Annotated in this window: 19 protein-coding genes and 2 pseudogenes; 8 read left to right on the top strand and 13 right to left on the bottom strand. The window is 59.2% G+C overall.

The features are described from left to right. The first annotated feature begins 89 nt into the window (after nucleotides 1-89). The gene (locus DXD39_RS01000) at nucleotides 90-1025 is read left to right on the top strand and encodes a D-2-hydroxyacid dehydrogenase (RefSeq protein ID WP_117802868.1); all 936 of its coding nucleotides are present in this window, start codon (nucleotides 90-92) and stop codon (nucleotides 1023-1025) included. Nucleotides 1026-1279: 254 nt separating this feature from the next. Here DXD39_RS01000 and DXD39_RS00995 read toward each other — a convergent pair whose 3' ends face one another. Next, on the bottom strand, nucleotides 1280-2665 hold the full coding sequence (locus DXD39_RS00995; RefSeq protein ID WP_199572111.1) for a M18 family aminopeptidase: 1386 nt from the start codon (nucleotides 2663-2665) through the stop codon (nucleotides 1280-1282). Nucleotides 2666-2826: 161 nt separating this feature from the next. Here DXD39_RS00995 and DXD39_RS00990 point away from each other — a divergent pair, with 161 nt between their 5' ends. The 4 genes from DXD39_RS00990 to DXD39_RS00975 all read left to right on the top strand — a co-directional run bounded on the left by DXD39_RS00990 (nucleotide 2827) and on the right by DXD39_RS00975 (nucleotide 7192). After that, the gene (locus DXD39_RS00990; RefSeq protein ID WP_117802867.1) at nucleotides 2827-3912 is read left to right on the top strand and encodes a carcinine hydrolase/isopenicillin-N N-acyltransferase family protein; all 1086 of its coding nucleotides are present in this window, start codon (nucleotides 2827-2829) and stop codon (nucleotides 3910-3912) included. Between the two features lie 139 nt (nucleotides 3913-4051). Further along, nucleotides 4052-5131: a 6-phosphofructokinase gene (locus tag DXD39_RS00985; protein WP_117802866.1), complete on the top strand. Its 1080-nt coding sequence runs from the start codon at nucleotides 4052-4054 to the stop codon at nucleotides 5129-5131. 366 nt (nucleotides 5132-5497) lie between these two features. After that, on the top strand, nucleotides 5498-6427 hold the full coding sequence (locus DXD39_RS00980) for a helix-turn-helix domain-containing protein (protein WP_117802865.1): 930 nt from the start codon (nucleotides 5498-5500) through the stop codon (nucleotides 6425-6427). 444 nt (nucleotides 6428-6871) lie between these two features. Next, entirely contained in the window at nucleotides 6872-7192 is a 321-nt protein-coding gene (locus tag DXD39_RS00975) for a multidrug transporter (protein WP_117635687.1), read from the top strand. Nucleotides 7193-7308: 116 nt separating this feature from the next. Here DXD39_RS00975 and DXD39_RS00970 read toward each other — a convergent pair whose 3' ends face one another. Together DXD39_RS00970 and DXD39_RS00965 are read right to left on the bottom strand one after the other, a co-directional pair. Beyond that, nucleotides 7309-10074 carry an FtsX-like permease family protein gene (locus tag DXD39_RS00970; protein WP_233508859.1) on the bottom strand — a complete coding sequence of 922 codons (2766 nt, stop codon included), beginning with the start codon at nucleotides 10072-10074 and terminating at the stop codon, nucleotides 7309-7311. Nucleotides 10075-10079: 5 nt separating this feature from the next. Continuing rightward, nucleotides 10080-10781, bottom strand: coding sequence for an ABC transporter ATP-binding protein (locus tag DXD39_RS00965; RefSeq protein WP_117758371.1), 702 nt, complete (start codon nucleotides 10779-10781; stop codon nucleotides 10080-10082). A gap of 109 nt (nucleotides 10782-10890) precedes the next feature. Here DXD39_RS00965 and DXD39_RS10395 point away from each other — a divergent pair. After that, nucleotides 10891-11031 (top strand): annotated as a pseudogene (locus tag DXD39_RS10395) (hypothetical protein); the annotation flags it as partial. Nucleotides 11032-11193: 162 nt separating this feature from the next. Here the strand turns inward: DXD39_RS10395 and DXD39_RS00955 are convergent. The 5 genes from DXD39_RS00955 to DXD39_RS00935 all read right to left on the bottom strand — a co-directional run bounded on the left by DXD39_RS00955 (nucleotide 11194) and on the right by DXD39_RS00935 (nucleotide 16521). Continuing rightward, a complete protein-coding gene (locus DXD39_RS00955) occupies nucleotides 11194-11868 on the bottom strand; it encodes a TIGR00266 family protein (RefSeq protein ID WP_117802864.1) in 675 nt (224 codons plus the stop codon). A 148-nt stretch (nucleotides 11869-12016) separates the two neighbouring features. Continuing rightward, complete coding sequence (locus tag DXD39_RS00950; protein WP_117758369.1) at nucleotides 12017-12517, bottom strand: ATP-binding protein; 501 nt, start codon at nucleotides 12515-12517, stop codon at nucleotides 12017-12019. Nucleotides 12518-12713: 196 nt separating this feature from the next. Beyond that, nucleotides 12714-13289, bottom strand: coding sequence for a methylated-DNA--[protein]-cysteine S-methyltransferase (locus DXD39_RS00945; protein ID WP_233508860.1), 576 nt, complete (start codon nucleotides 13287-13289; stop codon nucleotides 12714-12716). Between the two features lie 644 nt (nucleotides 13290-13933). Then, on the bottom strand, nucleotides 13934-14959 hold the full coding sequence (locus DXD39_RS00940) for an aspartate-semialdehyde dehydrogenase (RefSeq protein ID WP_089572346.1): 1026 nt from the start codon (nucleotides 14957-14959) through the stop codon (nucleotides 13934-13936). Between the two features lie 173 nt (nucleotides 14960-15132). After that, nucleotides 15133-16521 (bottom strand): aspartate kinase, encoded by a 1389-nt coding sequence (locus DXD39_RS00935; RefSeq protein WP_099432166.1) that lies wholly within the window; start codon nucleotides 16519-16521, stop codon nucleotides 15133-15135. Between the two features lie 104 nt (nucleotides 16522-16625). On the opposite strand from DXD39_RS00935, the gene thrC reads away from it, so the two are divergent. Continuing rightward, entirely contained in the window at nucleotides 16626-18143 is a 1518-nt protein-coding gene (thrC, locus tag DXD39_RS00930; protein ID WP_117802863.1) for a threonine synthase, read from the top strand. Between the two features lie 201 nt (nucleotides 18144-18344). Then, nucleotides 18345-19226 (top strand): homoserine kinase, encoded by an 882-nt coding sequence (gene thrB, locus DXD39_RS00925; RefSeq protein ID WP_117648278.1) that lies wholly within the window; start codon nucleotides 18345-18347, stop codon nucleotides 19224-19226. Between the two features lie 282 nt (nucleotides 19227-19508). Here thrB and DXD39_RS00920 read toward each other — a convergent pair whose 3' ends face one another. The 5 genes and pseudogenes from DXD39_RS00920 to DXD39_RS10360 form a co-directional block, all read right to left on the bottom strand. Beyond that, nucleotides 19509-20207, bottom strand: a complete 699-nt coding sequence (locus DXD39_RS00920; protein ID WP_233541069.1) for a helix-turn-helix transcriptional regulator — start codon at nucleotides 20205-20207, stop codon at nucleotides 19509-19511. Nucleotides 20208-20387: 180 nt separating this feature from the next. Beyond that, nucleotides 20388-20855, bottom strand: a pseudogene (locus tag DXD39_RS10285) (DUF3990 domain-containing protein). 94 nt (nucleotides 20856-20949) lie between these two features. Continuing rightward, nucleotides 20950-21540 (bottom strand): ribosome biogenesis GTP-binding protein YihA/YsxC, encoded by a 591-nt coding sequence (gene yihA / locus DXD39_RS00905; RefSeq protein ID WP_055252447.1) that lies wholly within the window; start codon nucleotides 21538-21540, stop codon nucleotides 20950-20952. Between the two features lie 38 nt (nucleotides 21541-21578). After that, nucleotides 21579-22319, bottom strand: a complete 741-nt coding sequence (gene mtnN / locus DXD39_RS00900) for a 5'-methylthioadenosine/S-adenosylhomocysteine nucleosidase (protein WP_117802861.1) — start codon at nucleotides 22317-22319, stop codon at nucleotides 21579-21581. A gap of 78 nt (nucleotides 22320-22397) precedes the next feature. Further along, the gene (locus DXD39_RS10360; RefSeq protein WP_255413566.1) at nucleotides 22398-22532 is read right to left on the bottom strand and encodes a hypothetical protein; all 135 of its coding nucleotides are present in this window, start codon (nucleotides 22530-22532) and stop codon (nucleotides 22398-22400) included. Nucleotides 22533-22565 lie beyond the last annotated feature (33 nt).

The following is a 22565-nucleotide window of genomic DNA, read 5'->3' as shown; positions in this document are numbered from 1 at the left end:
ATCCGGCGTTTCGTTTGAACGTTTTGCCTGATAAAACCTGCCAAAATAAACCTGTCCCTTTTTGGCAGGTTGAACGGAGAGGTCTGCTTGTGAACATCTTGGTTTTGTTGCCCGTCAACGACCGCCATCGCGCAATTCTTGAGTCGAGCGCTCCGGGCGAGAACTTTATCTATACGAGCGCCGACGCCATCACGCATGAACAAGTCGCCAACGCCGACGTGATCTTGGGCAACATAGACCCTGCCCTGCTTACCGCATGCGAGCACCTCCAGCTACTGCAGCTGCAGACCGCGGGCTATGACGACTACCTTGCTGCCGGCACCGTGCCGGCTGACGCCAAGCTGTCTTGCTCGGTGGGCGCCTACGGCCAGGCCGTGAGCGAGCACATGTTTGCCATGGTGCTGTCAATGATGAAGCGCCTGCCCGGCTACCAGGACCTGCAGCGCGAACATCGCTGGGAGGACTTGGGCCCGGTCACCTCGCTCAAAAATGCCAACGTGCTGGTGCTGGGCGCGGGCGATATCGGCGGCCACTTTGCCACGCTCTGCCGCAGCATGGGTGCGCACGTCCGCGGCATCAAGCGTCATCCGCTCGTCTACCCCATTGTATTTGAGGACATGGACAGCATGGACGCCCTGCCCGAGCGCCTGGCGGAGGCCGACATCGTCGCATCCTTTATGCCGAGCACGCCCGAGACCCGCGGTCTGGCGAACGCCGAGTTCTTCGCCGCGATGAAGCCGGGCTCCTTCTTTGCCAACGGCGGCCGCGGTGACCTTGTTGTTGCCGACGATCTGGTTGCCGCTCTTGAGTCCGGACACCTTGCCGGTGCCGCAGTCGACGTCACCGACCCCGAGCCGCTGCCTGAGACAAGCCCCCTGTGGGATGCGCCCAACATGCTCATCACGCCTCACGTCTCCGGTTGGTTCCACCTGACAGCCACGCTCAACAACGTGGTCGATATCGCCGCGGAGAACCTGCGTCACCTGCAAGCCGGCGAGACCCTGCGTTGCTGGATCGAACATTAGGGTTCCGCCGTTCTTACGAACGGCGGACCGGCCGACGCTGCGCAACGTCCAGAACGACAATTTGTCATTCAAAAGGCGAGGCATGACCAGAAGGTCAATGCCTCGCCTTTTTTCATGCCAACTTGTTCGCTCTGGACGTCGCTCGCTGACGTTTGCCCGACCAGCGGTGTCTTAACAACTCCGTCCAGCTGTTGGCGTTGCAGCATCTGCCCAGATAAAACCTGCCAAAATAAACCTGTCCCTTTTTGGCAGGTTTAGAGCTCCACGCTTTCGGCTCCGTTGATGGTTAGGTCGCGCTCGTAGAAGGCGGTGAGGGCGCGGATGGCGTACATCACGTCGCGCACGCCGCCGGTCTCGTAGCTCGAGTGCATGGCAAGCTGCGGCAGGCCCACATCCACGGCGTGCATGCTCGCCTGCATGTTCGACAGGTTGCCCAGGGTGGAGCCGCCGGCCATATCGCTCTTGTTGGCGAAGGCCTGCGTGGGTACGTCAGCGTCATCGCAGATGGCCTGGAACACCGCGCGACTAAAGGCATCGGTGCAGTAGTGCTGGTTGGCGGCCTCCTTGATGACGATGCCGCCGTTGAGCACAACCTGGTTGCGGGCGTCGCACTTCTCGGCGTGGTTGGGGTGCACGGCATGCGCGTTGTCGCAGCTCACGAGCATCGAAGCGGCAAGCGCACGGTGGTACGACTCGTCGTCAAAGCCCAGCGATCCGTTAATGCGGCGCAGCGCATCGGCCAAGAACGTCGACATCGCTCCCTGCTTGGTCTCGGAGCCAACTTCCTCGTTATCAAAGCAGCAGAAGACCGAAACGTCGTGCGCGTTCTCAGCACCCAAAAATGCCTGCAGCGAGGTGTAGGCGCAGGCCAGGTCGTCGAGCTTGGGCGTCGAGATAAACTCGTCGGCCCAGCCCCAAATGCGCGCATCCTGACGATTGACCAGGAACAGGTCGCGGCCCAAAATTTGCTCGGGCTCAACGTCCAACTCGTCGGCGATCAGGGCGTCAAAATCTCCCTGCTTGAGTTCGCCAGCGCTGATGAGCGGGCACAGGTCGACGGCGCGATTGGGAGCAAAGCCCTCGTTAACGCCGCGGTTCATATGGATAGCAAGGCTCGGAATGATAGCGACCTCGCGCTCGGTGGCGAGCAGGCGGCTCTCAATACGGTCGCCCTCGCGCACCAACACGCGGCCCGCGAGCGCCAGCGGGCGGTCGAACCAGGTGTAGTCGATCATGCCGCCGTAGGCCTCGGTGTTCAGGCGCAGCGTCTCGCCCGCGCCGTCGAGCTCGGGCACGGCCTTAACCTTAAACGTCGGCGAGTCGCTGTGCGACGCCGTCAGCTGAAAATGGTAGTCGCCGGCAACGCCGTCCTCGCCCCACGTAGCAGCCAGGTCCTCGCCCACCTTAAAGGCAACAACGCTCGAGGTGTTGCGCTGCGTGTAATAACGCCCGCCCGGTTCGATATCCCACGCCGCATTCTCGGGCAGGTAGGTAAAGCCCGCCTCGTCGAGCTCGGCCATAATGGTCGCCGCCGTATGGAACATGCTGGGGCACGCCTCGATAAAGTCGATGAGATCGTTGGCGGCCTCGATATCGTCGGCCGTCACGTGCGCGCTCTCGGGCGTTTCCTGATCCGTCATGCTCTCCCCTTTCACTGGGTTGATGGTCTCCTCCAGCATACCCCGCCACGCCAGTGCCGTGCCTTTCATTCCATGTTTAATCCCGCGCCGCTCGCCAAGTTAAGCCATCATGTCCGCACTCCTTTTGCGACAATTACGCTAACAGGACGAAAGGAGCCGTCATGAAGCCACGTAACATTGCCATCGCCTGCGGTGTCGCGGGAGTCGCCGTCGGCCTTGCCGCTGCCACCGGCATCGTTTATCACAAACAAATCAAGTCCGCCGCGTCACTCAAACGCTTGACCGGCTACGCGGATGGCTATGACCTGTACGCAATCGACATCGCCTACGACTACGATCTTGATCGCATCATCGCCGCTGGTGTGCGCGACGACCAGGCCTACATCGATGCCGTGGTGGCGCAGGTGCTGCCCGGTGTGCCGGCACATGTCCAGGCGCCCCAGTTTGCCTGCAGCGCTTTTGTCGCCGTAGATGCCGAAGGCCGCGTGCGCACCGGTCGTAATTACGACTTTAAGGACGACACCTCGGCGCTGCTGGTGCGTAATCACCCGCGCGGCGGCTATGCCTCCATCGGCGTTGCGGCCCTTAACAACCTGGGCGATAACACTCCGCTTGACTCCGTCGGCGGACGCGCTGCGGCGTTGATGGGCCCGTTTGCCCAGCTCGACGGTGTTAACGAATGTGGCGTGTCCATTGCCGTGCTCACCCTGGATTCCAAACCCTGTGACCAGGACACGCAACGCCCCGTCATCAATACCTCGCTCGCCATCCGTCTGGTGCTCGACCGTGCCGCCACCACGCAAGAGGCCGTCAACCTGCTTTCTGCCTACGACATGCACGCCATGGCCGGACGCGATTACCACTTCTTTATCAACGACGCCGCCGGTGACGCGCGCGTAGTAGAGTGGGATCCGCGCGATCCGGACCGCGCTTTCAAAGCGACTCCTGTACGCCAGGTTACGAACTTCTACGCCTGCTATGGCGACGAAGTGCTGCCCAACCAAAAGAATGGCGAGCTGGGCCATGGCAAGGAACGCGTCATCGCAATCGCCGATGTCCTCGACGCCCATGTCGGTGCCCAAGACGAGGCAGTCGCTTGGAAGGCCCTGCGCGCTGCGACGCAAGAGCCCAATCCGGAAGACATCACCAGCAACACGCAGTGGTCGGTCGTCTTCGACAACACCGAGCCCGCTGCCGCCATCACGCTGCGCCGCCACTGGGGCAACGTCGATGCCTTCGCACTGTAAGGAGCCAGGCCCGTCGGCCTTACGTTCCCTGACGTTGCTTACATTTCTATACGCTTGAGCTAACACGTTTTACCCCCGTATCAACAGTGTGCGGGGGTAAACTTATGCGCATGTTATAACTTGCCCGGAAGGATTCATCATGCTCAGGATCGGTCTTCTTACCAGTGGCGGCGACTGCCAGGCGCTCAACGCCACCATGCGCGGCATTGTCAAAACGCTCATGACCAATAGCGAAGAGCCTATCGAGATCTATGGTTTTGAGGACGGCTACCAGGGCCTTATCTACAGCAGGTTCCGCGTCATGTCGCCCGCCGATTTTAGCGGCATCCTCACCCGCGGCGGCACCATCCTGGGCACGAGCCGTACGCCGTTCAAGCGCCTGGATGTTCCCGAGGCCGATGGCGTCGAGAAGGTGCCCGCTATGGTCCACACCTATCATAAGCTGCAGCTCGACTGCCTGTTTATGCTGGGCGGCAACGGCTCCACCAAGACCGCTAACCGCCTGCGCGAAGAGGGCCTCAACGTTATCGCCCTGCCCAAGACCATCGATAACGACACCTGGGGCACCGAGCTGACGTTTGGCTTTACGAGCGCCATCGACGTCGCTACCAAGTGCATCGACGACATCCACACCACCGCCTCGAGTCACGGCCGCGTGTTCGTTATCGAGATCATGGGCCACAAGGTTGGCTGGATCCCGCTGTACGCCGGCGTCGCGGGCGGCGCGGACGTCATCCTGATTCCCGAGATCCCCTACGACATGGACAACGTCATCAAGACCATCGAGCATCGCATGGAGACCGGCAGCCGCTTTACCATCGTGGCCGTCGCCGAGGGCGCTATCTCCAAGGAGGACGCGGCGCTGTCCAAGAAGGAATACAAGAAGAAGCTTGCCGAGCGCACGAGCCCGTCGATCGTCTACGACATCGCCAAGGAGATTGAGGCCAAGACCGGTCGCGAGACCCGCGTCGCCATCCCCGGCCACACGCAGCGCGGCGGCCAGCCCGATGCCCAGGATCGCATCTTTGCGACCCAGTGCGGCGTCGAGGCCGCGCTTGGCTGCCTGCGCGGCGAGTTTGGCCACATGATCGCCCTGCGTGACGGCAAGATGTGCCACATGCCGCTCGAGGAGGTCGCCGGTAAGCTCAAGTATGTCGACCCCCAGAGCGACCTGGTGCGCGAGGCCAAGGCGTTGGGCATCAGCTTCGGCGACGAATAGCCTCGGCTGGAACCACCCCATCGGGCCCTCCGACCCCGCCCGACGTATTTCGATTTGGCTCCTCCCTTGACTCCGTCAAAGGTCGCCAATCGAAATCGTCGGGCGGGGTCGGAGGGCCCTTCGTTTACATACTCGCCGAGGCTATTCGTCTTCTTGCTGCGGATGCCTGGTCTGGAGGATTTGGAATGATGGGGCTCTTAGCCGTTAGGTGCGCTGACATTTGTCATGAAATTGCTGGTCATGAGGGTTGCTACTGGTAGTTGCGGTAGGGTTGGGGCAGATTCTAACTAGAAATGGTGGTCGCCACCGGTTGTTCTCGGCATACTCGGCTCATTCGATTACGATCACCACATGAAAGGAACTGCTATGGATCTTGCGATGGCACAGCGGCTCGTTGATCGCCGCAAGGCTGCCGGGCTTTCTCAGGAGGCGCTTGCCGCCCAGCTGGGCGTGAGTCGTCAGGCTGTCAGTAAATGGGAGCGCAGCGAATCTTCGCCCGATACCGATAACCTTATTGCGCTCGCCGCGCTGTATGGCGTGTCGCTGGATGAGCTGCTGTATGGGGAGGCGGTGGATAGCACTGATGACTCGCAGACTGATGATGAGGCACGGAACAGCAACGCCGGCACCAAAGCTTCAGATGAGGCTGAGGCTTCTGCTGAGCACGCTGATTGCAGCGATAAGCCACTTGTCGATATTTCCCTCGCGCGCGGCATCCACGTTATTGATCCCAACAAAGGCGAAGAGGTCCATGTTGGTTGGAATGGCATCCATGTGGCTAACGAGCGCAAGGGTGAAGAGGTCCATGTGGGGCCAGACGGATTGTATATCGATACGCTTGAGGACGATGGACATAGCGTGCATACCAATGACGATGGCACCGTCACCATCGACGGCGAGACGTTTTCCAGCTGGAAGGAAGCACACGACAAGCTCGACCATCATGGCAAGCATTTCCACACCAAGGTCGGACGTGCATGGAACAAATTCCCCTTCCCCGCACTTGTCACTCTCGCCTATCTGGTGCTCGGCATTGTCTACGGCACATGGGGCATGGGGCTTTTCCTCGTCTTTCTGGTTCCCGTCTACTACGCGATTGGTGACTTCATCGATCGGCGCCACCTGTCTAAGCTGATCGAGGCCATCTACCCGGCAGCCGCCATCGCTTGGTTCCTCTACATGTGGCTCTGTTTGGGACAGCCCCATCCTGCATGGATCATCCTCATCACGATTCCCGTCATAAAGGCGCTCATGCGCTGGTGCCGCAAACAATGGAAGCACCGCAAACAGGCCTAACACGCTCCGACCCACCAGCACCCAACCACCCCCGCCCTTCTCCTAAGTTGCGGTGAGATAGGGACTGTTTTGAAGCTCCAAAGCGCCAAACAGTCCGTATATCACCGCAACCTACAAACAACTGGGTCAGTTCCGGCACGGAGATTAGCATTGAGCTGACCACGCGCCAAGAAAAGGGCCTATTTACTACGTTTAACTCGAGAGGGCCGACCATACCCGCCTTTTCCGAATATTTGCAAGCCCTCTACCTGCGGTTTTAATTTCATAATCTTTGTCATGGTCGAGGGTGTGGTAGCAAACGTAGTAGATAGGCCCGTTTTGCGGCATACGACCTATTCAAGCCCAATCTCGAAGGCTGGAGAAAGCCCTTCATCCACGCCTGTGAGCGAAAACCAAATAGAATGAAAGGCAAATGGAAAAGCCCGTTTAACGAGCGGAGGACATATGCGCGACGTAGCCGAAAGCGACTGGAAGCTGTTTAAGAAAATGCTTCCTCAATGGCAAGAACGTTATATGGAAAAGCTCATCGGCCAGTATGTTGAGATACTGAACGGCGACAGTGAAGCGTCCAGTAGATTTTGGGCACTAGAAGAGCGCCTCAATAGAGACAAGCTGTCCTCAGGCGTAATTGCAAACGACATTCGCCGCAGCACAATGCACCGCGAGATAGCCAATTTGCTTATCGACAGCGTGATCACCCTTGACGACCTTGACGGTTTTACCGAGGACATTAAGAGCTATGCGCAACACTGGATTGGCCAGTAAGAGCACTGAACGACAGACATCCCCAGCAAAACGGGGCAAACGCCGGGCCACCTAATGGTTGTCCGGCGTTTGCGCAGATAAAACCTGCCAAAATAAACCTGTCCCTTTTTGGCAGGTCACTCGGCGCTCTTGAGGGCGCCGACCATGTCGATCTTGTTGAGGGTACGATTGGTGGCTAGGTTGACGATAAACGTAAAGCCAAAGGAAAGCACCACGGCGAGCACGTAGCTTAGCGGCTCGACTTCGACGTCAAAGTACAGCGACGGCATCTGCAAAATATACGTAAAACTCTCGGCCAGCAAGCCGCCCAGTGGCACGCCCAGCGCGGCGCCAATTGCCGTGAGGATCAACGTCTCCTTGTTGACGTAATGGTGCACCTCGCCACGGCGGAAGCCCAGCACCTTGATGGTCGCCAGCTCGCGTTCGCGCTCGGAGATATTCGTGTTGGACAGCGTAAACACCACCACAAACGACAGGCATGCCGCCATAAAAGTCACGAGCACCACGACCGAATTGATGATCGCAAAGTTCGCCTCGTAGTTCTGCCAATGTTCGGCCGTGCTCGAGATGGTGAGCCAACCGTCGCTCTTAAGCTTCTTGCTAAACGCAATCTGGTCGGCCGACGAGCCCTTAAGCAGCACAAAGACGCCGTTGAGGCGTGCGCTTCGACCGAACGCGCGCTCATAGGTGCCCTGCGTCATGTAAAGCGTGTTGCCAAGATAGTTAAGCGAAATGTCACTGACTTTGACCTTGGCAACATTGAGCGACGAATCCTGGACGTATGCCGTATCGCCCGGCTGAATCCCCAGCACCAGCTGTGAACTCTTACTCAGATACACGTCTCCGTCACGCAAAGACAGCGGCTCTTTGGACTCGTCCTCGAGGCGCACATAGTCGTCCAGGTCGTTCGTGCGGTCATCGGGCACCACGATCAGCTGCACGGTCTCGCTCTTGCCGCCAAACGTAAAGGTGACGTTGTCGGTCATAATCGGCAGCGTCGAAGTCACGGTCACGTTGGAATCATTGGCCGCGCTGCGCTCATCCAACGCCGCGCACGTCTGCGTAAAGTCATCGGGGTTGGCGACCGCCAGCAAGTCATAACGCGTGATATGCCCGTACTGTTTGGGCGAAAGCGCCACCGACGTATCGCGAATACCCATACCGCAGATCACAAGCGCGGTGCAACCCGCGATGCCAAAGATGGTCATAAAGGCACGCTTTTTGTAACGGAACAGGTTGCGCGCAGCCACCTTGTTCAAAAAGCCCATGCGGCGCCAGATAAAGCCGATGCGCTCAAGTAGGATGCGCGAGCCGGCGCGCGGGGCCTTGGGGCGCATGAGCGAGGCCGGGGTCTCGGCCATCTCGTGGCGGCAGGCGATAATTGTGGCGCCCACCACGCCCACGGCAAACAGCGCCACCGAGACGATCGAGGACACGATGTCGTACGAAAGCAGCATCTGGGGCAGCGAGTACATGTCGTCGAACACCGTAAACAGGAACAGCGGCAGGCCCACAAAGCCGATGATATTGCCGAGCACGCCGCCAATCAGGCACGCCCACAGCGCATAGTCCACGTATTTGGACAGGATGCGCTCGCGCGAGTAGCCGAGCGCCTTGTACAGGCCAATGAGCGTGCGCTCCTCCTCGACCATACGCGTGGCGGTGGTGAGGCTGATGAGCACGGCGACGATAAAGAAGATGAACGGGAACACCGTCGCAATAGCCTCAATTGACGAGCTATCGCTCTCCACGCTTGAGTAGCTTGCGATATTGTCGCGGTCCTGGATGTACCACGTGCATTCACCCAAATCGGAAAGCTCGGCGCGGGCATCGGCAAACTGCTGGTCGGCGGCGGCGCGGCGCTGATCCAGGTCGGCCTGAGCCTGGACGCGTTCCTCGCTGCCTTGGGCCATGCGATTGATGTTGTCCTGCTCAATCCCAAAGAGCATATTCGCCTGGCGCTCGGCCGCATCCAAGCTTGCCGGCGTGTCGACTGTCAGCTCCTGAGCGCGCGCCTTCTCACGCTCCTCGCGGATCTTCTCTATATTGCCCTTGACCTTGTTGATCTTTGCCGCGTAGGCATCCGAATAGGAGTTGAGGCTCTTGGCTCCTTCGACGACTACGTGGACTGCGGAATAGGACGACGACGTCGCGGCGTCCTCGCTCACATAGAACTTATAGTCCGCCGCCGAAGCAGCGCGAAAGGCGTTGACTGTCGAGTCGGAGCTCACATCAGTGGGATCGAGGACCTCGGCCGTAATGGTGTAATCGCCCGCGGCAAACTGATCCTTGGCGCTTTGGTTCGACGAGCTCGCGTCATTGGCGGCAAAACTCACCGTATCGCCGAGCTTTTTGCCCGAAGCCTTCAGGAACTTCGAAGTCACCGCGACTTCATCGGCGCTCTCGGGCAAATCGCCGTTCACGAGCACCGGCTGATCGATGTTCTCCTTGGAGAGACTTTGCACGACCACGCGCTCGCGCGTTGTGCCCACGGCGGTGTAGGCGGTCTCGGCGTAGATGCCCTCGGCCGTTTCGACGCCATCGACCTCTTGGATGGCGTCGAGATCATCGTCAGTCAGGCCATAGGTCGACTGCACGTTAATGTCATAGACATTTTGCTGGTCGAAGTAGGCGTCGACCGAATCGCACAGATCCTCGCAACCCGCCTTGAGGCCGCACATCACGCTCACGCCGAGCGCGGTGATGACCACGATAGATAGGAAGCGCTTAAGACTGCCGCGGATTGTGCGGTAGATGCCACGGCGAAATACCGTCGGCACCATATCGTTTGAGCTTTGGGCGGTACGGTAGGTCGCGAACTCCCGGTCGCGGCCCGCGTGCTCCGTATCGTGGTTTTGGCTGTTTTGGCGGTCCTGGTCCATGGGCGCTACCACTCGATTGTCTCGATAGACACGGGATTTTGCTGGACCGTCTCGCTCTCCACGCGGCCGCTCTTAAAGCGGATCAGGCGATCGGCCATGGGCGCCAGCGCAGAGTTGTGGGTGATGATAATGACCGTAATGCCCTGCTTGCGACAGGTGTCCTGCAGCAGCTGCAAGATCTGCTTGCCGGTTTTGTAGTCGAGGGCGCCCGTGGGCTCGTCGCATAGAAGCAGCTTGGGGTTTTTGGCCAGCGCGCGGGCAATGGACACACGCTGCTGCTCGCCGCCCGATAGCTGCGCGGGGAAGTTAGCAAGGCGGTCGCCCAGGCCAACCTGGCAAAGCGTTTGCTCGGCATCGAGCGAATCGGGGCAGATTTGCGCCGCAAGCTCAACATTTTCGAGCGCCGTCAGGTTGGGGACCAGATTGTAGAACTGGAAGACAAAGCCGACGTCGGCGCGGCGGTATTCCACGAGCTGCGCCTCGTTAGCGGAGCTCACATCGCGCCCGTCCACCGTCACGGTGCCGGAAGTCGCCGTATCCATGCCACCCAGAATGTTGAGCGCCGTGGTTTTACCGGCGCCCGAAGCGCCCAAGATAATGGCAAGCTCGCCACGCTCAACGGTAAAGCTCGCGCCGTCGAGCGCGTGAATGCGGGCATCGCCCTCGCCGTATGCTTTGATGACGTCTTTAAATTCGATATAGGCCATCGATCGGTTCCCATCTGGTCGGATAACTCTTTAGTATTACCCATTTCGCACCTATCAAAAAGAGACAGGTTTATTTTGGCAGGTTTTATATGGGGAAACGTACCTCTTTGGGGGCAGCGCGGGACGCGCAGGGGCGGCCGTGCAGATCGGCACAGCCGTCTCACGTGGAATCGACCGACGCCTGCCTTTCCGTGACACCGGCAACTCGTTTTTGCTTGTTGGCATGGCCGCCATTATGCCTTGGGACTGAGCACTCAAATTCTCACTCCTCATTGCCACGCTTGCCGCAAGCTATCAGGGTGACGAGATGACGACGCTCGCTGTAGCAGCGCAGCCACACTCTATAAGCGAGGCGTTTGCCAGCAAAAAAGCGCGCGACAGGGTAAGCCCGCCGCGCGCTATCCTATGCGGACTAGTTATTGTTGTTGGTCATCGAGGCCACTGCTGCCGCAAGATTGGAAATGGGCATCGTCTGCAACCAGATGCGACCGGGACCGGTGAGCACGGTGTTGAACACGCCCTCGCCACCAAACATGATGTTTTTGACGCCCTTGACCATTTGAGCGTCGATGCTCACGGTCTCCTCAAAGCCGGCCACGTTGCCGGTATCCACAATCATCTGCTGGCCAGCAGCGAGCTCGTACTCAACCAGGTCGCCGTCGATCTCGGCAAAAGCAACACCCGAGCCCGTGAGCTTCTGCATGATAAAGCCCTCGCCGCCAAAGACGCCGGCCTTTGTCTTCTTGTTAAAGTGAATGCTCAACTCGACGCCACTTTCCGCGGCAAGGAACGAACGCTTCTGCAAAATCCAGCTCTTGCCCGGACCGATCTCGATTGGCACGATGCGGCCGGGGAAGCAGGAGCCAAACGCGATCATGCCATCGCCACGCGCGGTCCAAATGTTTTGGAACAATGCCTCACCCGAAAAAGCCTTGGAGAACATCTTGCCGATGCCACCGCCCGAGGTAGACATTTCCATGTTGGGGGTCATCCAAGCCATGGCGCCGCTTTCGGTGATCATGGATTCGCCATCGCTAAGGTTGCATGTAACAACCGGGAAAGCCCCTCCGCCGATCTCGTACTGCATGACCGTCTCCTTTCCACTCAGGAGCCGAATAACGATGCCTATATTTTAGCAGGTAGAGATGCATATGTTCACACCGCCCATGCCCTCTCCTGCGGACGTTTCCCCAGATAAAACCTGCCAAAATAAACCTGTTCCTTTTTGGCAGGTTTTAAAGGCAAACGGTGAAGGTGATCTGGTTGCCGTGACCGGATACGGTGGCGGCGCCTCCATGGGCCTCGGCGATGGCACGCACCACGGACAGGCCCACGCCCGAGCCACCCGTCTTGGAGCTGCGCGACGCATCCGCACGATAGAAGCGATCGAACAATCGGTCCAGGTCGCCCTCGGGCAGCTCGTCCACGGCGTTCGATACGACAAGCTCGGCGGCGCCCTTGCCTTTGCCGTGCGAAACGGCGCACAGGCTCAGCTCAATCACGCTGCCCTCGCTCGCATAGCGCGTGGCGTTGTCCAGTAGCAACTCAACCACCTGCGCCACCGCCGCGGCATCGGCATGGGTCCGCACGCCGGTCGCAATCGACGTCGACAGGCGCTTACCGCCTGAGACCACCACCGACTTAAACGGCGCCGCCGCCTTGTTCACCGCCTCCGAAAGATCGATCGACGCCATGGTAAAGCCCGCCGAGCCCTCGTCCATGCATGCCAAGAACACCAAGCGCTCCGTGAGCGCCGATAATAGCGCACCCGCACTCGCCTTAGTGCTGCCTTAGCAGGTCGATGAGCATATTTAAAAAAGCAAGGTTATAGCTTAGTCGGACTTAAGGAACGGGCGGCTTCACATCTCGCCCTGCAAACAACGCCCGTACAGCGAGCGCGCTTGCCGCATGGGCGTTGCGGCCGCCTGCAGCTTATAGATAGGCACCCTCGAGGCGCAGCAGCCACTCCTTGCGATCCAGTCCACCGGCGTATCCGTTGAGCGATCCGTCGGCCGCGACCACGCGATGGCACGGCACGATAATCGAAATAGGGTTGCGAGCGACCGCAGCCCCCACCGCGCGAGGAGATACAACGGGCGCTTCATTTCCCGGCACACGATGTCGAGCCGCAACACGCTGGGCGATCTCGCCATACGTAGCGACCTCGCCACGCGGAATTGAAAGTAGCTCAAACCAAACCTCACGCTGAAACGCCGTGCCAATCAAATGCAACGGCGGCGTAAACCGAGGCTCCTGCCCCGCAAAATAGGCGTTGAGCCAAGCCCAAGAACGCTCTAGCACCGAAGAAGCCGCGCCATTGGCCGGATTTACCGTCTGCATGCCCCCGGCACCCGAAACTGCATCGGTGCCCTCAACGTATTCGGCGCTTTCTTTAAGAAGCGTGGAACCAAAGTGCTCCTGCCCCTCAAACCAAAGCCCCGTCAGACCGCGGCCATCAGCGGCAAGCAAGATTTCGCCCAAAGGCGAAGCAAACGTCGTCGTGACCACCAGCGGCTCCCTTCAAAACTCCGCAACATAATACCGCGAATTGTACAGACAACCCCGCAGATACGTCTGGGCGGGCTCGCAATTACTTAAGCGAGACTGTTTTCCCTAATCAAGCGAAAAAGACGCAGGGCATCGACACCAGAGCGGTACCCCTGTCAGCCGAGCTCTAATACTTTCCCGAGAAGTGAACGAGTAAAAACGAAGTCCCGGAGCATCCACACCTTTAGACCGCAAAACCGCAGGATTCGCGCTGCAAAACCGCAGGACATAGCAATCAAAAAATGCCAATGCTTCGGGGGTCCAAATAAGGTCGTTCACTTCACGGGAAAAGTATTAGACCTCAATTCGCACCAAGCCCAAAGTCACCCCAGGCAGCAGGCGCGAAGCGCCGAGGCCGCCGCCGGGACTAGGGCCCGCAACAACCACGTGCCCCCACATCAGCCCAGCGGCCCCAACCAGCAACGGCCCCATCGCAGGCCGCTCGCAGCCGAGTCACCGCAGGCGGGGGCCGGGCTTGGTTTTCAGAACATTCCGCAGACCAGTGTGGCGCCTTGTCCGCAGCTCCGAAGGAGCAGGACAAGGCGCCACACATGGTCGAGGACGTTCTGAAAACCAAGCCCGGCCCCCGCCGGACAGGTCCACCGCTACTCGCAGAGCAGCTTAGCGATCTGGACGGCGTTGGTTGCCGCGCCCTTACGGATTTGGTCGCCGCAGCACCAGAAGGTAATGCCACGTGCGGCCTCGGGGTTCGAGATGTCGCGGCGTACGCGACCGACCCAAATCAGGTCCTGGTCGGAGGTGTCCATCGGCATGGGGAAGCGATCGTGCGCATCCTCGGCGCTCATGTCGTCAACCAGCTTGACGCCGGGAGCGGCAGCCAGCGCAGCACGAGCCTCCTCAACCGTGATGTCACGCTCGAACTCGAGCGTAATGCTCTCGGAGTGCGAGCGCAGCACGGGCACGCGCACACAGGTGCAGTTCACGCGCAGCTCGGGCAGATGCATGATCTTGCGGCCCTCGTTTTGCAGCTTCATCTCCTCGGAGGTAAAGCCTTCCTCCTTGACACCGCCGATCTGCGGAATCAGGTTGCTCGCCAGCTGGGCGGCAAACGCGCGCGGCTCGGGAATCTCCTCGCCACGGCCCAGGGCGGCAAGCTGAGCCTCGAGCTCGGCCATACCGGGAGCGCCAGCGCCCGAAGCTGCCTGATACGTGGACACGATCATACGCTTCACGCCAGCAAGCTGGTGCAGCGGCCACGTGGGAACCAGGCCGATGATGGTCGCGCAGTTGGGATTGGCGATAAGGCCGTGATGCCACTTGATGTCGTCGGCATTGATCTCGGGCACGACCAGCGGCACCTCGGGATCCATGCGGAAGGCGTGACTGTTGTCGACCACGACGGCGCCGCGCTTGACGGCCTCGGGCAGTAGCTCCTTCGCAATATCGTCGCCGGCGGCGCCGAGCACGATGTCGCAGCCCTCAAAGGCCTCGGGGCAAGCCTCCTCAATCACAACCTGCTCGCCGCGGAACTCGACGGTCTTGCCCGCAGAGCGCGCGCTCGCTAGCAGCTTGAGCTTGCCGACCGGAAACTCCTGCTCGTTGAGGCACTCGAGCATCTGGGTGCCCACGGCTCCCGTCGCGCCCAAAATAGCAACCGTGTACTGTTTCATGCTTCCCCCTTTAAAGGCTGTGGCTTTTGCCCGCACGCCGAGCAGGCCGATTATTGTTGCCAGTGTATACAAGAACAGGGCGGGCACGAAACCCGCCCCGTCGAAACGAAACCGAAACGAAACGCCCCGCCGTAGTTTTTGAAGCAAGTCCCAAAAATCTACTGGGATAGCAGCTACTTGTGGAGCGCGGCCGGAGCGGGATCGACCGGCACGGGAGCCTCCAGGTCGGAGACCTTCACAATGCCGTTCTCGTCGGAGAAGGCGCGGTAAATGGTCCGAATCGCCAGGTCGAAGTCCTTCTCCTCTACGCCGATAATGATGTTGATCTCGTCGCAGCTCTGCGAAATCATACGTACGCTCACGCCGGCCTGACCAAGCATGCCAAACAGATGGCCCGAGATACCTGCGCGGCCGCGAAGGTTACGGCCGACGGTCGCGATGAGCGCCAAACCCTCGACAACCTCGATCTCGAGCGGCTCGACCTCCTGCTGAATGTCGCCCACGAGCGAGTACAGCGAGTCGTGCACATCCTGCTCCTGCACCACGGCGCCAAAGCGGTCGACGCCGGTGGGCATATGCTCGACGGAAACGTCATAGCGTTCGAACACCGAAAGTGCACGACGCATAAAGCCGACACGGGGCTTGGTGCGGTCGCGGGCAACGTTGATGGCGACAAAGCCGCGCTTGCCGGTCACGCCGGTAATGATAGGCTCCGCCTCACCCTCGTCAGCCGTCTCGCTAATGATGGTGCCGGGGTCCTGCGGCGCATTGGTGTTCTTGATGACCAGCGGAATGCCTGCCTCGCGCACGGGGAACACGGCCTCCTCGTGCAGGACGCTTGCACCCATGTACGAAAGCTCGCGCAGCTCCTCGTAGGTAACGCGCGCAATGGGCTGAGCCTCGGGAACAATACGCGGATCGGCAGAATAGAAGCCCGAAACGTCGGTCCAGTTCTCGTACAGGTCGGCACCAAGGCACTTGGCCAGAATCGAGCCGGAAATATCGCCGCCGCCACGGTCGAGCAGCTTGATCTGCCCCTCACGCGTCGCGCCGTAGAAACCGGGCATAACAAAGCCGCCCTGCTGGCCGTACTCCTGCACCAGCTCGGCGGTGCGGTTCATGCTGAGCGTACCGTCATGATGGAACGCCACGACCGTCGCGGCATCCAGGAACGGCAGGCCCAGGTACTCGGCCATCAGGCGAGCGGTAAAGTACTCGCCGCGGCTTACGAGCTCCTCAGTAGAGTAGCCACCGGAGCGAGCACGCTCGGCAAAGGCCGCAAACTCTTCGCGGATGGGATAGGTGAGCCCCAGCTCGTCAGCGATATCAAAATAGCGCTGGCCGATGTCCTCGAGCAGCTCCTCGCACGACACGTGGTACTTGACGTGCGCGTTGACCAAGTAGAGCAGATCGGTCACCTTGGTGTCGCCCTTAAAACGGCGACCGCAGGCAGAAACCACCACAAAACGGCGGGCCGGATCGGCATCGACGATGGCCTTGATCTTCTTAAAGTGTTCGGCGTCGGCGACCGACGAGCCGCCAAACTTGGCAATCTTAATCATGGGCTGGAGGTTACCTTTCTAAAAAGCCTCTGCGAACCTATTTTGCGCGCTCTGATACCATGGTTTCACCGATTGGGACCAAGGCATCCGAGGAGCAGTGTTATATGGGAACTTATCATAGTACACGAGGACGCACTTTATCGTGCTCAAGTAAGGTGGCAATCCGTACCGGCATCGCTCCCGACGGGGGTTTGTTTGTCTCGGACGAGCTCGGCACCCAGCAGGTCGATATCAGCTCGCTTGCAGATAAATCGTACTTTGAAATCGCTCAAGATGTGTTGGGAATGTTACTGAATGATTACACGACCGAAGAAATTTCGGCCTGTGTGAATGAGGCATACCGCGGCACGTTCGCGAGCGAAGAGGTCACGCCGCTCGTCAAACTCGACGCCGCACCGGGCGCTGACGTCCCTCAGACCTATGTGATGGAGCTCTTTGGCGGCCCCACAAGCGCCTTCAAGGACGTCGCCTTGCAGATGCTCCCCCGCCTCATGGCCCGCACTTCCGCCAAGGACGGCGGCGCCGAGCGCATCATGATCGTCACCGCCACGTCGGGCGACACCGGCAAGGCCGCACTCGCCGGTTTTGCCGACGCTCCGGGGACGGGCATCACCGTCTTTTATCCCGAAGGCAAAGTCAGCCGCGTGCAGAATCTGCAGATGTCCACACAGGAGGGCGATAACGTCGCCGTCTGCGGCATCCGCGGTAACTTCGACGACGCCCAGAGTGCCGTCAAGCGCATCTTTGCCGATAAGGAACTTGCCGAGCGCTTGGAGGCCGCCGGCACGGTGCTTTCGAGCGCCAACTCCATCAACGTCGGCCGCCTGGTGCCGCAGGTTGTCTACTACTTTGCCGCCTATGCGCAGCTGCTGCGCGCCAGCGCCATTGTGGCCGGCGACGCCGTTGAGTTCTGCGTGCCGACTGGCAACTTTGGCGATATCCTGGCCGGCTACTACGCCAAGCGCATGGGTCTGCCCGTCGCCAAGCTCATCGTCGCGAGCGACAAGAACAACGTGCTCGCTGACTTCCTGACCACCGGCGTCTACGACCGCAACCGTCCGTTCTTCACGACTATCTCGCCGTCGATGGACATTCTCATTAGCTCCAATCTGGAGCGCATGCTCTACTTCTTATCCGACGGCGACTGCGAGCTCGTAGCCGGCCTTATGGAGCAGCTGGCACAGACGGGTCGCTACGAGGTGCCCGCCGAGCTGCTGGCAAAGATCCAGAGCGTGTTTGGCTGCGGTTGGGCCAGCGAGGACGAGGTCCGCGCTGCCATCAAGAACTGCTGGGATGCAAACGGCTATGTGATCGACCCGCACACCGCTTGCGGCTATCACGTCTTTGAAAAGGTCGCCCCCGCCGAGGGCGCCAAGGCCCGCGTGCTGCTTTCGACCGCCAGCCCCTACAAGTTCCCGCGCGCCTGCTGCGACGCGCTGGGGCTCGACGTTCCCGAAGACGACTTTGAGGCTATGCGCGTGCTCGAGCAGGCAACCAACACGGTCGCCCCGACCCAGCTCGCCGAACTCGAGTCCAAGCCCGTCCGCTTCGAAGACGTCTGCGACGTCGATGAGATGGCAAGCTACGTCGAGTCTGCAGCAAAACGAATGAGCACCAACTAAACCCCTTATTAAGCGCCGGCGAAAGCCGGCGCACCTTCTTTTTATTAAGCTTTCGGGATGATGACGAGCATGCGAGCGGGTCTGGCCGTTTAGTTCGTCGCGAGTTCCGCACGAGCCGGAAAGCACTTAATGTGCTTTCCGAGCGAGCCAGGACTGCCCGAGCAGCGAACTAAACGGCCAGACCCGCCCAGGAGGACCCACATGATCAAAATCACCGTCCCAGCAACCAGCGCCAACCTAGGCATCGGCTACGACACCCTCGGCATGGCCGTCAGCCTCTACTCGCACTTCACCTTCGAGCGTACCGACAAGCTCACCATCACGGGCTGCCCCGAGGAGTTCCAAAACGAGAACAACCTGGTCTATGTGAGCTTTGTCGATGCTCTGGCCGCCTGGGGCGAGCAGGCCTTCCCCGTTGCCATCGACATCCAGACCGACGTGCCCGTCGCTCGCGGCTTGGGTTCCAGCTCCACCTGCGTCGTCGCTGGCATCATGGCGGCCGCCGCGCTGACGGGCCACACCGTCGACCGTGCCGAGCTCGTCCGCATTGCCACCGAGGTCGAGGGCCATCCCGATAACGTCGCCCCTGCCATCCTGGGCGGTGCCGTTTGCTCCTTTACGCCGACTGATTCGCTCCCCCAGTGCCTGCGCTACGAGGTGAGCGATCGCTTGCGTTTTATTACCGTGATTCCGCCCTACGAGGTGCATACGAGCGAGGCGCGCAAGGTTGTGCCGCAGGAGATTCCACTCTCCACCGCCGTATGGCAAATGGGCCGCATCGCCGGCATGACGCGCGGCCTGGAGACCGGCGACCTTGACCTGATTGCCGCCGCCAACGACGACCGCATCCAGGAGCCCTATCGCCGCCGCCTGATTCCCGATTACAACGCTGTGCGCGACACCTGCCTTAATGGCGGCGCCAAGACCATCTGGATCAGTGGCTCCGGCTCGACCCTTATGGCTGTAACCGATGACACTATCGTAGCCAAGTTCCTGCAGGTCAAGCTGCGCGAGCAGTTCCCCAAATGCGACACGCACATTCTGACGTGCGACACGGAAGGCGCCCAGATCGAATACCTGTAGTCGCCGTACCTTATACCCGCCGGGGAGGCCAGGGGCTTTGCCCCCAAATCGTCCTCGGACATGGCAGGACCCCCGCTGCGCACTTCGTGCGGCGGGGGTCCTGCCGTCCTGCGGAAAGATTTGGGGGCAAAGCCCCTGGCCTCCCCTACGTTAACTTCGCTGGCGGCGGCTACAGGAACCTACGCTCTGGAAAGTCGCCGGGCTGATAGTTGCTTTTTATTGGTAGGGGCTCTTGCTAGGCTGGAGCACTTCCTAGAGGCGGGCATCGGCTGTGTGCTTGGTTTAGGCGGCGCTGGTTTCTTTGTATTCGAAGACTGGTTCTAGGAGGTCTTCGATGTTGCAGTGGAGGGCTTTTGCTATGGCTCTTACGCTTGTAACCGAAGCTTCATTGATGTTTCTCTGGCGCTGCTCGTACATTTGGATTGAGCGGAGTGATACGCCCGATTCGTATGCCAGGTCTTGTTGGGTTTTCTTGAGCCTCTTTCTTGCTTGCGCCAGTTTAGTTTGACGAGGTGTTTTCTTCGCCATATCGCAAATAAGACGCGCCACACGTTCCTCTGAGGCTTCGTGCCAGGGGTAGTACAGACTGCGTAGCACATCGAATGGAACGACATGCAGCAAATCTTCGAAAGACTCTCCTAGGCGCCACTGAAGGTATGCCAATATCCAGCCTGTCCAATATTCCGGTGTCTTTTCGAATCGGTAGGTTCGATTTGGCATCGGCCTTGATTGATAGCCGAACCTTTCGGCAATGAGCGCAAACAGCTCAACGCCCGATTTTCCCGATACGACCCATGCGTTGCCGCGTTCGAACTCGCGGGCTACGCCGCTCAGGCAAAAGAGTTCAGCAACTTCCGATCCTTCTGCCCCATAATCGTTAACGGCATAGTCAAAGCAGTCGCCGAGGTTGTTCATTGCATCCTCAAGGTAGTAGACGGGGTATGTCCTACTCGGCCCACGATCCGTTAACTCTTGGATCATTTAAATCAACCCTCCCTGCCATCAAATCCCTAATGTCGACACCATCAGAGTCAAATCCGTTTACCGTATCCAGGTACTTTCGTCGAGCGTTCTGTTCTCGCTCAAATCGTTTGGGATAAAACTCAGCTCCCGAGGCCTGCTTCCAATCGCGGAACTTAATCGCCGAGAACGCACGCTCACTCATGAGCGCATATTGAATGCCCAAATCCCCAAAAACATAATGCGCTGCAATTGCCTGAGCGAGATCATGCCGTTGACAAACTGTCTTGCAAACGAGAAATAGGAATCGTCTGCACGATAGCCTCGAATAACGTCATAGGGAGAAATATCAATCAGGCAGTTATCCAGCAGATAACGAAGCCCCTCGCGTGCTACTGGCGTTGAAACATTGAACTCTCTGTTATTCGCCAGAATTGCAAGCTAGTTGAGAATCGAGAACTCACCTGATTCCAAATCCAAAATCGCAAGGCCATCTAAATCAAGCTCATATCGATTGGCAATGCCATCAGACTCGGTCCGGCATGCCCATTCCATTGCCATTTCCTCATGTGGCGTGCAATAAAACCCGCGCCCATAGTCATTGAATTGCCTGCATTTATCCAACGATGGATGCTCGACAACAACCTCCGACCCGTGCCAAAGCTCCATATCGACCTCCTAAAAAATATCACCCCAGTGATAGTTTACCAATAACTATCACTGGGGTGATATAGATGAGAGCTTTTGAGGGGTTGCAGCCCGATTAGAGGCAGGCCTCGGCGATGCGGCGCTTGAGTTCATCGATGCCGGTGCCGGTCTGGGAGCTTGTGATGATTACGTTTTCGGCCGGGACGTTGAGCTGCTTTTTGATGGCTGCCGCCTGGCGGGCCTGCTGGGTGCGGCTGAGCTTGTCGGCTTTGGTGAGGCAGACGATAAAGTTGAACTCGTTGCCCTGCAGGTAGTCGATCATGTCATGATCGAGCTTGCTGGGGTCGTGACGAATGTCCACCAGCGAGACGACCAAGTTAAAGCTGCGCTCGGAGTCGAAAAAGTCGCCGATAAGCTCGGCCCAGCGGTCGCGCTCGGCCTTAGAACGACGGGCGAAACCATAGCCCGGCAGGTCGACGAAGTGCACGTCGTCGGCCTCGAAGAAATTGATGTTGCTTGTCTTGCCCGGTGTGCTCGAAACCTTGACCAGGTTCTTGCGGCCAAAGAGCTTGTTCATAATCGACGACTTGCCCACATTGGAGCGGCCGACAAAGCTCACTTCGGGGCAGGTGGACTCGGGAATCTGCGAAACCTTGCCGTAGCTGGCGACGAACTTGGCAAGCTGGTAGTTAATGGAATCGGCCATGGACACTCCTTGGTCGTAGGTTCTTACAAAAGAGCGCGCTATTGCGCAGCGGCAATGCGGCGGACGATATCGAGCGTGATGTTACTTGCGACACGCGCGTACTCGAACAGATCGAACTCTCGGTCGCAAATTGCATCGTACGCCTCGTCACAATTATCGCTGATAGCGCGCAACACCAGGCAATCGACACCATTTTTGGTTGCGACATGGGCAATCGCCGCGCCCTCCATGCCGACACAATCGGCATGCGTCGCTTCGATAGCGTCGTTACGCATGGCGGCGCCCGTCACAAAGCGGTTACCCGTGGCAATCGTGCCGACCAGGAACTGTTTGGTGCCCTCGTTCGAAGCGACTGCATTTGTCGAAGCGTCAACGAACCCACGCTCAGCAAGCACGTCGACGGCAATATCGACCAGCGCGGGCGTCGAACCAAACTCCTCAAGCCCCGGTGCGGACTCGGCGATAAGCGCGGTATCGGTATCCAGATAGCGTAGGCGTTTGCCAATGACCACGTCGTCGATATGGAGCTTGGGGTTCAAACCGCCCGCAATGCCCGAAAACACAACAGTCTGCGGAGCATACTTGCTAATGAGGTGCTGTGTTGCAGCGGCGGCGTTCACCGTGCCCATGCCCGCCGTTGTGGCGACGACTGTCAGGCCGTCGAGCTCGCCGCTCACAACGGTCAAGCCTGCCTCCCGTGCCTCGCAAACGTCGCTCAGCTCTTCCTTAATCTGCATGATCTCTTTTTCGAGCGCACCGATAATCGCGATGGTAGCCATACCATTCCCCAAACCTATACGAAATTCTCAACCACGGTATGGTACCAGCATTTTGTTTGACCTCGCCAAACGAACACGCTAAGCCAGCGCAGCTCGCATATCAAACAGAGCCTTTGCAATCACGGCCGTAACCTCGCTCGAGCGGTCGCCCCACGGCATCGATGTCATGACGCTCATGACATAGGTACGACCATCGATGTCGATAGCAGGCATTTCTTTCCAAAGATATTCAGTCGCGTTTGAGGT

Origin of the sequence: Collinsella sp. TM04-29, from assembly GCF_003466565.1 — a bacterium.
Lineage (GTDB): Bacteria > Actinomycetota > Coriobacteriia > Coriobacteriales > Coriobacteriaceae > Collinsella.
Note: the sequence above shows the minus strand (reverse complement) of the source record. Positions and strands in the feature narration are given on the sequence as shown.